Here is a 13,976-nt window from a genome sequence, read left to right on the forward strand (position 1 = left end):
AAGCACAATGTTTAAACTAAGAACTACATTCATAGCATTCACATGCATGGCAAGTGTTTTCAGTTCTTTTTCGCAAGAGAAGGTGAAGCAGAAGACAATTGCAAATCCGTTGAATTTGAGCTATCGGTTTTGTCTGGATGCTCCATCCCGACGCGAGGCTGCAGATCCTACCATGGTTACATTTAAAAATGAGTATTATTTGTTTGCATCAAAATCAGGAGGATACTTTCACTCTACCGATTTAATCAATTGGGATTTAATTACCACCAAAGATCTTCCACTGGAAGATTATGCTCCGACCGTGGTGGTGATGAAGGATACTTTGTATTTTATGGCGTCCGGAAATGCTCCGATTACAATTTACAAAACAGCTAATCCAAAATCAGGAAAATGGGCGGTGGCCAATGCGCATTTCCCTATCGGAATGACCGATCCCGATTTGTTTGTTGATGATGACGGACGCCTGTATTTCTATTATGGCTGTTCGGATAAGGATCCGATTTATGCCGTTGAACTTGATACCAAAACATTGAATCCCATCGGTCAGCCAATTGCTTTGTTCAATAGTAATAAAAAGGAACATGGATGGGAGCGTTTTGGCGATTACAATGAAAAGGACGAGAGCCCGTGGGTGGAAGGTTCGTGGATGACCAAACACGACGGGAAGTACTATTTGCAATATTCAGTTCCGGGAACACAGTTCAAGAGTTATTGTGATGGACTGTATGAATCAGATAAACCACTTGGCCCATTCAAGTTAGCTGCGCATAATCCTGTGTCAGCTAAGCCCGAAGGTTTTATTGCAAGTGCAGGTCATAGCAGTACCTTTCAGGATAAATATGGAAATTACTGGCATGTGTCTACAATGACTATTTCTCAGAAACACATGTTCGAACGCCGTCTGGGCTTGTTTCCGACGTTTTTCGACAACGATGGTGTTATGTACGTTTATACCGGGTTTGGAGATTTCCCGTATAAAGTGCCCAATAAGAAGATCAGTAGTCCCGAAGAGTTGTTCCCGAAATGGATGTTGCTTTCGTACAACAAACCGGTTGCTGCTTCCTCCGAGTTGCAGGGACATCCGGCACGGTATGCTGCCGATGAGGAGATCAGAACTTACTGGAGTGCCAAAACAGGTAATAAAGGTGAGTGGATTGCCATGGACTTGCAAAAATTAAGTACGATCAATGCCGTGCAGATCAATTTTGCAGAAAATAATACCAAAACCATGGGTCGCAAACCGGGCATTTATTATCAGTACCTGCTCGAATATTCTACAGATGGCACAACATGGAAGCCGCTGGCGGATAAAACCAAAAATACAACGGATGTTCCCCACGATTATATTGAATTGAAAATGCCCGTGAAGGCGCGTTATGTGCGACTGACCAACTATCACATGGCCGACGGCACTTTTGCTTTGGCAGGATTGCGGGTTTTTGGTAACGGTGGGGGAGAAGCACCTGCTCAGGTAAAGGATTTGATATTAAGTCGATCGAATACAGATAAGTGTGTGGTGAATCTTAAGTGGACAAAATCGCCTCGTGCAATAGGATACAATATCCGTTATGGAACTCAGAAGGATAAATTATACCAAAACTATCAGGTATTGGGTGTTGAATCATTGACAATAAGAAATCTGAATGCACTTCAAAAGTATTTCTTTACAATTGATACTTTTAATGAGAATGGAATCACAAAAGGAACAATTATAAAAGAAATCAACTAAAAACATGAAAAAAGGATTACTGACATTTATAGCTTTTTTATTTACTGTGAGCCTTGTGGCTCAACAATTACCTTATCAAAATCCAAAATTAAGTGCTGAAGTTCGTGCTACAGATTTACTAGCCCGATTAACGCTTGCAGAAAAAGCTGCCCTTATGCAGAATAATTCACCTGCTATCCCTCGTTTGGGCATAAAAGCCTATGAGTGGTGGAATGAGGCTTTGCACGGGGTTGGACGCTCAGGGGTGGCTACGGTGTTTCCTCAGGCTATCGGTATGGCCGCATCGTTCAATAACGGATTATTGTTTGATGCATTTACCGCTGTTTCTGACGAGGCGAGAGCCAAATCGAATAAATTTAGTGAGCAGGGAGGTTTGAAACGTTATCAGGGTTTGACATACTGGACACCAAACGTGAATATTTTTCGTGATCCACGCTGGGGACGCGGACAGGAAACTTATGGAGAAGATCCGTATCTGACCAGTCTTATGGGAGTGGCCGTGGTGAAAGGCCTGCAAGGTCCCGATAACGCCGAATATGATAAGTTGCATGCTTGTGCTAAACATTTTGCTGTTCACTCCGGTCCCGAGTGGAACCGACACTCGTTCAATGCCGAAAATATTAATCCGCGCGACTTGTGGGAAACTTATCTTCCTGCTTTTAAAGCATTAGTTCAGAAAGCGGATGTAAAGGAAGTGATGTGTGCCTACAACCGGTTCGAAGATGAGCCTTGCTGTGGTAGCAATCGGTTATTGACTCAAATTCTTCGTAACGACTGGAAGTTTGATGGTTTGGTAGTGTCTGACTGTTGGGCAATTTCTGATTTTTATAAACCAAACGCACATGCCACTCAACCGGATGCCACTCATGCAGCTGCCAATGCAGTATTGAATGGTACGGACTTAGAGTGTGGAAGCGATTTTCGAAATTTGCCGGAAGCTGTGAAAGCCGGTTTAATCGAAGAAAAACGGATTGATGTTTCACTCAAAAGACTATTAAAAGCTCGTTTCGAGTTGGGTGAAATGAATAGCGACCAGGTATGGCCAATATCTTATTCTGTAGTGAATAGTGAGAAACATCAAAACCTGGCTCTTCGAATGGCGGAAGAGAGCATTGTGTTGCTTCAGAATAACAACAATATATTACCACTCAGCAAGAAACTGAAAATTGCAGTAATGGGCCCGAATGCCAATGATTCTGTAATGCAGTGGGGAAATTATAACGGTTTCCCGGCACACACAGTTACATTGCTCGAAGCAATGCGTAAGTCATTTCCGGGAGCTCAGCTTATTTATGAACCGGGCTGCGACCGTACAATGGATGTAGCTGTAAGCAGTCTTTTTCAGGAGTGCAGCATAGATGGTAAGAAAGGATTTGTGGCTCAGTACTGGAACAATCGAAACTCAGAGGGTGAGCCTGTAGCAACTGATGTGCTTAAAAATGCATTCCGATTGACAACTACAGGAGCAACTGCTTTTGCTGCTGGTGTAAATATCCGGGATTTTTCGGCAAAATATAAGACCGTATTTCGCCCAACAAAGTCTGGCGATGTAACATTCCAGTTTCAGGTAAGCGGAAGAACCAGCTTGACTATCAACGGAGAGATTGTAAATCGTAATGTTTCTGCTAACACTCCAACCAATGTGTATCAGCTAAAAGCAGAAGCCGGTAAATCTTACGAAATAGAGATTGCTTTTTCGCAGGGCAATACCGATGCGAATCTGAATTTTGATTTTGGAACTCTTGTGCCGTTAGATTTAAGCGCAAGTATTGCTAAGGTTAAAGATGCTGATGTTGTTGTGTTTGCCGGTGGTATTGCACCTTCGCTCGAAGGTGAGGAGATGAGAGTTACCGTTCCGGGATTCAAAGGTGGCGACCGTACCGATATCGAACTACCTGCTATTCAACGCCGATTATTGCAGGCTTTGAAAGATGCAGGAAAAAAGGTTGTGTTTGTCAACTTCTCTGGTTCGGCTATGGGGCTTGTTCCTGAAACACAGTCGTGTGAAGCAATTTTACAAGCTTGGTATCCAGGACAAGCCGGTGGTACAGCAGTAGCGAATGTTCTGTTGGGCAACTATAATCCTTCAGGTCGACTTCCGGTTACGTTTTATAAAAATGTGGCACAGTTACCTGATTTTGAAGATTACTCCATGAAAGGGCGCACGTATCGCTACATGACAGAAAAGCCTTTGTTTTCATTCGGATACGGACTTAGTTATACTAAATTTGTTTTAGGAACAGCTAAACTTAATAAGAGTTCTATAAAAGCCAATGAGACACTCAAAATCACAGTACCGGTTACTAACGCCGGTAAAGTGGCAGGAACAGAAGTATTACAAGTTTATGTGCGTAAAGTAAAAGATGTTGACGGTCCAGCGAAGACTTTACGTGGATTCAAGAAAGTAAATATTGAGCCCGGAAAAACAAGCCAGATTTCGATTGATCTGACTTCATCTGCTTTTGAGTTTTATGACTGGACTCAAAGAAAAATGATGGTTACTCCCGGAGAGTATGAAGTGTATTATGGAACTAGTTCCGATGCAAAAGATTTGAAAAAAGCATCGATAATTATTCGATAGGCTCGTTTAGAGAAAACAAAAACACCTGCTATATGTTCTGTATCAACAGAATGGTCGCAGGTGTTTTTATATATATTTATGAATTGATATTAAAAAGGAAGATCATCCTCGGCATGAGGAGGTGCTTGTATAGCATCAGCCGGAGGGGCTGCAACAGTACTTAATGGTTCAGTACTCTCAGGCTTCTTGCCTAACAGTTGGATAGTATCAGCAAAAATCTCCGTTGTATAGCGTTTAATACCGTCTTTTTCCCACGAACGGGTTTGTATTTTTCCTTCAATGTACAATTGGCTTCCTTTTCGGATGTACTTTTCAGACAGTTCGGCCAACCCTCTCCAGGCAACAATGTTGTGCCATTCTGTGCGTTCAGGCACTTGTATTCCACTTTGAGTTGTGTAGCCTCTTTCTGTAGTTGCTAAGGTGAAATTTGCAACAGCCAGATTTTTCTCCAGGTAGCGAACTTCAGGATCTTTTCCTACATTCCCTACCAAAATTACTTTGTTAACAGACATGATTTTTTGATTTAAAGGATTAATAATTCATTGTTAATTCGCGGTAAAAATAAATATTTTATTTAATATAGCCAACAAAACCGATTAAATATTTTTAAATATCTAATCGGTTTTGTTGATCTGATAATTTTTATAGAGCAATCTTTGCTCTAAAAATCAGACGTTGTAATCTACAGCAGCTCTGGTTGTTTTTACTTTACCGATATAGGCTGCAACGCGCTTGTGCTCCGGATGTTCCTGATAGATGTCCAGGGTTTCCAGGCTATCAAATTCCGAATACAAAGCTATATCATAATTTGTTTTTGGAGCGTTAGGGTCGTTTATTCCAACTTCAATCTTTTTTATTTCAGGAATAAAATTAATGAGGTTTTCCAGTTCCGATTTGATAATCTTTGCATTCTCCGCTTTCGACTTTCCTTCGGCATTTTCGGCTAATCCGAAAAAAACAATATGCTTAATCATATAAATAAATATTTAGTTGTTTGTATTTCTACAGCTATACTTCCCGAAAAACTATTTACAGATTACTTTATAATTTTTCGTGTTGATTTTCAGAAAATAAATCCCTTTACGCGTAGGAATAAAAAAACGCCCCTGGGTTAACTCGCCTTCTAACAGCAATTGTCCTGTAAGTGCAAGCAGTTTAATTTTATTGGATCCGCTTATTATTGTGATATAAATTCCATCTGAAGTACCTGTAAAACTTACATTTTCGTTTCCCGTAGCAGGTACGTTATTTCCAGTTGCCGGATCCACTTCACCTTTCACCCATACGTTTTGAGCTCCATCAATCCTTATTATCATATTTTGATTATTAGAATGCACGTCGCCTTTTGATGCGTTTTGAGCAAAAGCATTTGCTAAAAACATCATCAACAATGAAGCGGAAATGATTCTTTTAATCAGCATGTTGAATTAATTCAAACTTAAATTTAAAGTTCGTGACGCATTCTTTCAGGATAATCTACCGTATAATGTAAACCGCGGCTTTCTTTACGTAATAAAGCTTGCTTGATAATAAGATAGGCTACACTGATAACATTTCTAAGTTCGCATATTTCTCTTGAAACCACAGATTTATCAAATAAATGTTCGGTCTCTCGATATAAAATCTCTAGTCTGTTTAATGCTCGTTTTAAGCGCAGATTTGAGCGTACAATGCCAACATACGTGCTCATAATCTGTTCTACTTCCCGGAAGCTTTGTGTAATCAATACCATTTCTTCGGGTAGCGAAGTGCCTTCATCATTCCAGTCGGGTATTGACTCATTCCAGGTTATGTTGTCGATTTTAGCAATCGCGTCTTTTACGGCAGCATCCGCATAAACAATGGCTTCAATTAATGAATTTGACGCCAGGCGGTTTGCACCATGCAGTCCGGTGCAGGAGCATTCGCCTGCGGCATACAATCTGTTTATAGAGGAACAACCATTTAAATCAACAACTATGCCACCACACAAATAATGTTGGGTTGGTGATACAGGTATAAAATCTTTGGTAATATCGATGCCTAGTTCCAAACACTTTTTGTAGATATTTGGAAAATGCATTTTAGTCTCTTCCGGATTCTTATGAGTCACATCCAGGTATACAAAATTATGCCCCCGAATTTTCATTTCGTTATCTATTGCTCTGGCCACAATGTCACGCGGAGCTAGCGAACCACGCTCATCGTATTTTTGCATAAACTCTTTACCATCCTGTGTGCGCAAAACAGCTCCGTAACCTCTTATGGCCTCAGTTATAAGGTAAGTAGGTCTTTCGCCCGGATGATATAGCGCAGTTGGGTGAAACTGAACGAACTCCATGTCTTTTATAATTCCACGTGCACGATGAACCATAGCTATGCCATCGCCGGTGGCAATTTCAGGATTTGTGGTTGTGGAATAAACGCTCCCAATTCCGCCTGTGGCAAGCAGAGTAACTTTGGACAGAAAAGTATGGATATTATTCGATTGTTGATTTAGTACATAAGCACCGTAGCATTCAATGTCGGGTGTGTGATGCGTAACTATTTGTCCTAAGTGGTGCTGGGTGAGAATTTCAATAGCGAAGTAATGCTCATAAACTTCAATTTCCGGATGAGCTTTTACTTGTCGGATAAGACTTTCCTGAATTTCGTAACCTGTATTATCTTTGTGATGAAGTATTCTGTGTTCTGAATGCCCGCCTTCGCGATGTAAGTCAAAGAGGCCTTGTTCATCTTTATCAAAATCGATTCCCCACTTTAATAATTCTTCAATCTGACCGGGAGCTTCGTAAATTACTTTTTCTACAGCCGCTAAGTTGCAATGTCCGTCACCCGAGATAAGTGTGTCTTCAATATGTTTGGCAAAGGTATCAGGCTCATACGTTACCGAAGCAATACCTCCCTGAGCAAATGAAGTATTCGATTCGCTGAGTGTGGTTTTACAGAGCAATGCTACTTTGCCATACTGCGCAGCTTTAAGGGCGAAACTTATTCCGGCGATACCACTGCCAATAACTAAAAAATCAAATTTACGTGTCATTCCTACTATTTGAATGAAAAGTTATACCATATCTTAATTGAAACAAATATGGTTTGAATATGTTGAAAAAGTTTGAGCAGTAGTGTAAATTACTGCTCAACCATTATGCTATATCAAATATTTTTAATGTAAACTCTTCGTTTCTTGTGGTTTATGTTCTCAAAACTTCCCCATTGCGAAGACATTTTTGTATTGGTCTCCAGTTCGGGGTTTGATTCGGCAAACTTGTAACCATTTTTTGCACTTGCCGGCATGATATCGGCAAACATAATAGAGTTTACACCTTTATTCTGATAATCGGGGTGAACAGCCATTAAATATAAATCAACAATGTCATTTTTATTTAAGGCACTTAGCATGTAATACCAACCGAATGGCAGAAGTTTTCCTTTTGCTTTTTGTAAGGCCTTGGTGAAGCTTGGCATTGCAATTCCAAGCGCAACTACATCATCATTCTCATCCACTACGATCGAAATGGTATCTAATCTGAAAAAGCTAAAATATAGTTTAATGTAAAATGCGATTTGTTTTTCGTTCAACTTCGTAAAGCCATACAAATCTTTATAACACAGATTCAATAAATCGAAGATTTTTGTTGCATAATTTGCGACTACTTCTTTTCTGCTTTTAAAATACTTTGGCGTTAATTTGTATTTTTGCTTTACGATTTCGGCTATTCTGAAATATTTCTCCGGAAAAACATCCGGAACTGTTATAAGATACTCATTCCAATCCATATCCTTCACAAATCCGTATTTCTCAATGTGGACAGGATAATATGGATAATTGTATATGGTCGCCAATGTTCCGGGTCTGTCATAACCCTCAATAAGTGTACCCTCTTTATCAAAGTCAGTGAATCCAAGCGGACCGTGGATTGAAGTCATACCCTTGGTCTTAGCCCAAGCTGCTGCAGCATCAAAAAGAGCTGTCGAAACTTCCAAATCATCAATAAAGTCAACCCAACCGAAACGCGCGTGTTTCTGATTCCATGTTTTGTTTCCTACCGGATTTATTATCGCGGCAATTCTACCCACGATTTCATTATTCTTGTATGCTAAAAAGTAAGCTGTATCGCAAAAATCTAAAGCAGGGTTTTTCCCTTTCGTCAAGTTATACAAATCATCCATCATTAGAGGCGGAGCTGCAAACTCACAATCTTTGTATAAATTAATACCGAACCATATAAATTGTTTTAACTCTTTCTTTGATTTTACTTCAAGGATTGATACAGACATATTTTATTAAAAATTAAATTCTTATTCGAAAATCACGTAAAATAACGGAAAAATATCGCAACTGGCAAGATTTTAAAGCAATTTTAGTTTTTTGAAATTATATCTCGCTGGTTTCCAATAGTTGGTCTGTGTGTTAAGAAAAAATCCTATTCGCAATCAACATCGTTAATAGTGAATAGGATTTTATAATTATTCAGATACGTTACCCGTTCTTTTCAGCACACCCCAACTGACTAACTCGCCTTTTATGGCTTTTTTGTAAGCCTTGAAAAGTACTATGAACAGCAACTGCCGATATACAAATCGTTGAACAAATAAATACAACGCTTTTTTTATCGTAAACTTTTGATGATCGTAATGGTAAGCCAATGCCGAAATCATACAATCGATAAGATAATAAAGCAGGTAAAAGAATATATATTGTTCTGCATCGTGGGTAAACAATCCTGCGATAAACAGAATATCCACCAATGGAGATAATATCGGAATCAGGAAGTTGAATATCAACAGATTTGGAAGCGCCATTAATCCGATGTTAGCTTTTCTGAAGCTAAATAATAAATCGCGGTGTTTCCAGAAACTCTGCATCATCCCGAATGTCCATCTCGAACGTTGTTTCATAAACATATTGAGGGTTTCAGGCGCTTCGGTCAGAGCCAAAGCTTCGTTGCAGCTTCTGATTTTATATCCTGCACGTAACATACGCAACGTTAAATCGCAGTCTTCTGCCAATGTGTCGGTGGTAAACCCTTCAATTTTTTCCATAGCGGTTTTTCTGAATGCTCCTATGGCCCCCGGAACTACTAATATAGCATTCACCGTATCGTAAGCTCTGCGGTCAAAATTCTGACTTGTTGTGTATTCTATCGATTGCCAGTTAGTAAGCATATTCACGGTATTTCCTACCCTAACATTACCCGCCACTGATCCCACCTGAGGATCTTCAAAGAACGGAATCATTTTACCGATAGCATCAGCAGGCAAAATCGTATCGGCATCTATGCACACCAGTACTTCACCTGAAGCATGCTCGATTCCAAAGTTCAAGGCAGCTGCTTTTCCGCCATTGGTTTTGGTCAGTACTCTTACTTTAGGATTGTTTTCAAAAGCCGTTTTTACAATTTTGTATGTATCGTCTTTCGAACCATCGTCCACAAATATTACCTCAAAATCAGAATAATTTGATTTTAATAGGTAATTGACTGTTCTTGTCGCATTTACTTCCTCGTTGAAAGCAGGTACTATGATACTGACTTTCGGAGAGAAATCCTTAAACTTAAACTTTTTTTTCTTCTCTTTCTGTCGCTGAATAATAGCCAATAAGCCTATTAATAGCAGTCTTGATACTATCAGAATTATAGCAACGATGAAGAAACCATCCAGAAAATGTTCCCAGATAAAGGTGAGAGTAAAGAAAATCATATCCAGTTTATCAGCAAACTTAAATTGGCTTTTGACCTCAGGCATTACTTGGTCGCGCGTTTTGCCCATCAACGCTGATACTGTTACAAATTCATATCCATGTTTTCTGTAGTAATCAATCAAATGCGGTAAAGCTGCCACAGTTTCAGATCTGATACCCCCAGCATCGTGCATCAATATAATATTTCCATCATGTATACGTCTTATGGCTCTTGCCATAATGGAATCTTCTGACACATCTTCTTCCCAGTCGTTGGTATCAATGAATGAGGTTACACTTATAAAGCCCTCATCATGAGCTGTAGATAATCCTCTGATTTGAGTTAGGTTGGTAGGCTCAGCATCATTTAAAGAAGGAGCGCGGAATAAAAGTGTAGAATGCCCGAGGATACTTTCTATTAGTAACCTGGTTGAGCGGAGTTCTATTCTTTCCCGATTGTCAGAAGTGAGGTCCAAGTCGGGGTGAGTGTATGTATGATTCCCTATCTCATGCCCTTCTTTATATTCTCTTCGTAAAAGTGGAATATTGTTTTGAATATTAGCCCCGATTACAAAGAAAGTAGCAGGGCATTTTTTTTCTTTTAGTATATCTAAAATTTTCGGAGTGTAATCAGGGTTCGGTCCGTCATCAAAGGTCAGGGCAATTTTTTTAGGATATTTTGCGCCATATCGTTTTATGAAATACGAACTCGGAAGCGATAGGTATTTTTCATTAGTAATCAGTTGGTCAGCATCATTGAATTCGAATTTTGTGTGTCCATGATCCGGTTCGTTTAGCATTTCAAGAATTTCACCTTTACCTTCATAGTTTACAGCGAGAATCGAATTGATATGTTCAGATTTTTTGTAGTTAAACGGATTGTATTTTAAATAATTTTCATCCAGATTTTGTGAATAGAAGTTCCAGATACGTTCATCTTCAGATCCCAAAAACCACAATGCAACTCCTGCTGCATTATAATCCTGAGCTGTTCGTATAATATTGAAAGTTCCAGCTGCATCATTACAATGTGCTTCATGTTGTGCACCATTATCGTCAGAATAATAGAGTGTCAGATCTGATTGACCAAAGTTAAAATACACAGGTTCGTTATGTTCTTTAGCCAATGAAATCAAACCCTGATAAGTAATTCTGGCTCCGGGTTCTCCTTTTTGCCAATCGAAACCATACGATGCCACGCATAAAATAACCTTTTCAGAAGCTACTTCTCTCATTGCTGCGTCAATCGATTTTTCAACAAAATTTAACGAAGATATACTGCCGGGAGGATCATCGGGCGAATGTTCGTTATATGCCATTAAAAAGATAAAGTCGTAGTACTGCGCTATATCCTTGTAAGTAACACCTTCATCGGTAGGATTGATATCAATAGTTGTAATATAGCCTTGTGCATGAAGAGTAGTGGAAAGTTCTTTTGAAAACTGAAGAAGATAGGGGTGAGCACCTTTGGGCAGACTTTCTAAGTCAATATTAATTCCCTGAAAATCATTTTTGTCTAATAAATTTTTAATACGAGAAATTAAGACTTTGCGAGTCTGGGGATTTTTCAGCATAATATAAGTGCTGTCTCCATTCCAACGTTTGTTGAAGAAGTTACTCAACATTGGTACAACTGCAACCTTATGGTTTTGAATAAAATCCAGAGTTTCATTATTTATTCTGACATCGAGATTTCCTTTAGAGTCTTTCTGAAAAATCCATTCAGGTAAAACCATGTTTAGCTGATTGATGTTTTTGTGCAACGAGATACTTGAGTTCGTATCCCAGTTTACATAAAATCCTGCACGAACAGGCAAAAACTTTGCAGCTTCCGGTGTGTGTATTACATGTAATTTATTTTTGGAAATTCTCTTATGTCTTTTTCTGTACCGGTCTAAGTGTTTTGCAAAAGCAATTTGTTCTGACTTTGATACATAAGCTTTTGATCTGTCTTCATTTAGATCAGGGAGCTTTTTGGCATTATAAGTCAATACCTTTAAATCGTAATTCCGCTTATGCAGTAACGAAATGCCCACCGAGGCAACAATTACAATTAAGAAAACAACTAAGATGCGTACAAACCAAATAAAACTCTTCCAACGAGTTGATGAATTTGTTTGGAAAACTTGCTTTTGCATATCGAAATGATTTTAATTTAAATAAATAAAAATCTGATTTATAATAATCTGTAAATCCGTGAGCTGTAAATGTATTATTTGCGCTCTAATAATACAACATTTTCAACATGGTGCGTATGTGGAAACATATCAACAGGTTGAATAGCTGTTACTTTGTACTGACAATCCAGTAAAGACAAATCTCGTGCCTGAGTTGCAGGATTGCAGCTAACATAAACTATTCGTTCAGGAGCTGCAAAAAGGATGGCATTAATTACATCTTCATGCATCCCTGCCCGAGGCGGATCGGTAATGATAACATCCGGTTTACCGTGTTCTTCAATGAAAGCTGCATTTAAAATGTCTTTCATGTCGCCAGCATAAAAAAGCGTATTGCTTATCTTATTTATTTCAGAATTTACAAAGGCATCTTCTATAGCTTCAGGAACGTATTCAATGCCAATGACTTGTTTTGCCTGATGAGAAATGAAATTTGCAATGGTTCCGGTACCAGTGTAAAGATCATAGACCAACTCATTTCCGGTAAGCTGAGCAAAATTACGAGTTATTTTGTATAATTCATAAGCCTGATCTGAGTTTGTTTGGTAAAATGATTTTGGACCGATTTTAAACTTCAATCCTTCCATTTCTTCGTAAATACATTCATTCCCTTTGAATATATGTATTTCCTGATCAGTAATTGTATCGTTGGCTTTGGAATTTATAATATAGAGCAAAGAAGTTATCTGTGGAAATTTGTCTGCAATGTGTTGCAGAAGTGCATTCTGGGCTTCCTTGTCTTCGTGGAAAAACACCATGATAATCATTAGCTCACCAGTGGATGTAGTACGAACCATCAATGTGCGCAAAAATCCTTCCTGACTACGCAGGTCAAAGAAAGTGAGCTCGTGCTCAAGGGCGTATCGGCGAACTTCATTTCTGATTTCGTTTGAATCTTCGGTTTGCAACCAGCATTTATTGATGTCCAGTACTTTATCAAACTGTCCGGGAATATGAAATCCAACAGCATTCATGGTGTCGAAAATTTTGCCTTCCGCAATTTCTTCGTTGGTACGCCAGCGTTTGTTCGAGAAAGTGAATTCCAGTTTGTTACGATAAAATTCTGTTTTTGCAGAGCCTAAAATAGGTGACACTGGAGGTAAATCAATTTTCCCAATTCGGGTAAGATTATCTACAACTTGTTTTTGCTTATAGTTTATTTGTTCCTGATAAGGTAATATCTGCCATTTGCAGCCGCCACATATTCCATAATGCTCGCAAACAGCGTTGGTACGTTTGTCGGATAAAGTATGAAAATGGATAGCGCGTGCTTCCATAAAATGGCTTTTTTTGCGAGTGACCTGTAGATTAACAACATCACCGGGGACAACAAAAGGTACAAAAATCACAACATCATTTACTTTGGCTATTGCTTTGCCTTCGGCGGCAATGTCTGTGATCGTTATTTTTTCAAAGATGGGAAGTGGCTTTTTATTTTTGGCCATAAAAGTAGAGCACTTTAAATTATTTCAGGGTGCGAAATTAGTTATTTTTATTGATATTGCAAGAAATACGTCACTTTCTTCTATACGTAGATTAAACTGTTGTCGTGGATTTATGTACTGTAAATAAATGAATTGAGTTGTATTGCGTCTGTTTTGAATTATGATTTATTCATAATACAAAGTGTTTTGGTCTGTTTTGTAATGTGTCCTGGCTAATTTATTATAATTCAGCATTATTGTTTGTAAACGGGCATAGGCACTCATTTCTTACTATTTATTTTTTCTTTTTTATCAAACAAAATTATATGTTTTGATGTTCATACTTTAAAATATTTATCACGGACTGTCACACTATACAGTCTTTAAATATTGACTCAGAATA

Annotated in this window: 9 protein-coding genes; 2 read left to right on the forward strand and 7 right to left on the reverse strand. The window is 38.7% G+C overall.

Going from position 1 to position 13,976, the window contains the following annotated elements:
- Positions 1-7 precede the first annotated feature (7 nt).
- Positions 8-1,729: a family 43 glycosylhydrolase gene (locus PALPR_RS14520; RefSeq protein WP_013446415.1), complete on the forward strand. Its 1,722-nt coding sequence runs from the start codon at positions 8-10 to the stop codon at positions 1,727-1,729.
- Positions 1,730-1,733: 4 nt separating this feature from the next.
- Positions 1,734-4,310 (forward strand): xylan 1,4-beta-xylosidase, encoded by a 2,577-nt coding sequence (gene xyl3A, locus PALPR_RS14525; protein ID WP_013446416.1) that lies wholly within the window; start codon positions 1,734-1,736, stop codon positions 4,308-4,310.
- Between the two features lie 89 nt (positions 4,311-4,399).
- On the opposite strand, the gene PALPR_RS14530 is transcribed toward xyl3A, so the two are convergent.
- From PALPR_RS14530 to rlmD, 7 genes are all read right to left on the reverse strand, one after another.
- Positions 4,400-4,822 carry a single-stranded DNA-binding protein gene (locus PALPR_RS14530; protein ID WP_013446417.1) on the reverse strand — a complete coding sequence of 141 codons (423 nt, stop codon included), beginning with the start codon at positions 4,820-4,822 and terminating at the stop codon, positions 4,400-4,402.
- A gap of 156 nt (positions 4,823-4,978) precedes the next feature.
- A complete protein-coding gene (locus tag PALPR_RS14535; protein ID WP_013446418.1) occupies positions 4,979-5,284 on the reverse strand; it encodes a Dabb family protein in 306 nt (101 codons plus the stop codon).
- A 51-nt stretch (positions 5,285-5,335) separates the two neighbouring features.
- The gene (locus tag PALPR_RS14540; RefSeq protein ID WP_013446419.1) at positions 5,336-5,731 is read right to left on the reverse strand and encodes a hypothetical protein; all 396 of its coding nucleotides are present in this window, start codon (positions 5,729-5,731) and stop codon (positions 5,336-5,338) included.
- A gap of 23 nt (positions 5,732-5,754) precedes the next feature.
- Positions 5,755-7,332, reverse strand: coding sequence for an L-aspartate oxidase (gene nadB / locus PALPR_RS14545; RefSeq protein WP_013446420.1), 1,578 nt, complete (start codon positions 7,330-7,332; stop codon positions 5,755-5,757).
- Positions 7,333-7,445: 113 nt separating this feature from the next.
- Positions 7,446-8,570: a hypothetical protein gene (locus tag PALPR_RS14550; protein ID WP_013446421.1), complete on the reverse strand. Its 1,125-nt coding sequence runs from the start codon at positions 8,568-8,570 to the stop codon at positions 7,446-7,448.
- Between the two features lie 189 nt (positions 8,571-8,759).
- Positions 8,760-12,110 carry a trifunctional glycoside hydrolase family 18/polysaccharide deacetylase/glycosyltransferase family 2 protein gene (locus tag PALPR_RS14555; RefSeq protein ID WP_013446422.1) on the reverse strand — a complete coding sequence of 1,117 codons (3,351 nt, stop codon included), beginning with the start codon at positions 12,108-12,110 and terminating at the stop codon, positions 8,760-8,762.
- A 74-nt stretch (positions 12,111-12,184) separates the two neighbouring features.
- A complete protein-coding gene (gene rlmD / locus PALPR_RS14560; protein ID WP_013446423.1) occupies positions 12,185-13,594 on the reverse strand; it encodes a 23S rRNA (uracil(1939)-C(5))-methyltransferase RlmD in 1,410 nt (469 codons plus the stop codon).
- Positions 13,595-13,976: the final 382 nt, after the last annotated feature.

The organism is Paludibacter propionicigenes WB4 (genome assembly GCF_000183135.1).
Taxonomy (GTDB): Bacteria; Bacteroidota; Bacteroidia; order Bacteroidales; family Paludibacteraceae; genus Paludibacter; species Paludibacter propionicigenes.

Excerpts from the sequence above, each read along its gene's own strand:
- PALPR_RS14520 (WP_013446415.1), top strand. The coding sequence starts at position 8 with ATGTTTAAACTAAGAACTACATTCATAGCATTCACATGCATGGCAAGT.
- xyl3A (WP_013446416.1), top strand. The coding sequence starts at position 1,734 with ATGAAAAAAGGATTACTGACATTTATAGCTTTTTTATTTACTGTGAGC.
- PALPR_RS14530 (WP_013446417.1), bottom strand. The coding sequence starts at position 4,822 with ATGTCTGTTAACAAAGTAATTTTGGTAGGGAATGTAGGAAAAGATCCT.
- PALPR_RS14535 (WP_013446418.1), bottom strand. The coding sequence starts at position 5,284 with ATGATTAAGCATATTGTTTTTTTCGGATTAGCCGAAAATGCCGAAGGA.
- PALPR_RS14540 (WP_013446419.1), bottom strand. The coding sequence starts at position 5,731 with ATGCTGATTAAAAGAATCATTTCCGCTTCATTGTTGATGATGTTTTTA.
- nadB (WP_013446420.1), bottom strand. The coding sequence starts at position 7,332 with ATGACACGTAAATTTGATTTTTTAGTTATTGGCAGTGGTATCGCCGGA.
- PALPR_RS14550 (WP_013446421.1), bottom strand. The coding sequence starts at position 8,570 with ATGTCTGTATCAATCCTTGAAGTAAAATCAAAGAAAGAGTTAAAACAA.
- PALPR_RS14555 (WP_013446422.1), bottom strand. The coding sequence starts at position 12,110 with ATGCAAAAGCAAGTTTTCCAAACAAATTCATCAACTCGTTGGAAGAGT.
- rlmD (WP_013446423.1), bottom strand. The coding sequence starts at position 13,594 with ATGGCCAAAAATAAAAAGCCACTTCCCATCTTTGAAAAAATAACGATC.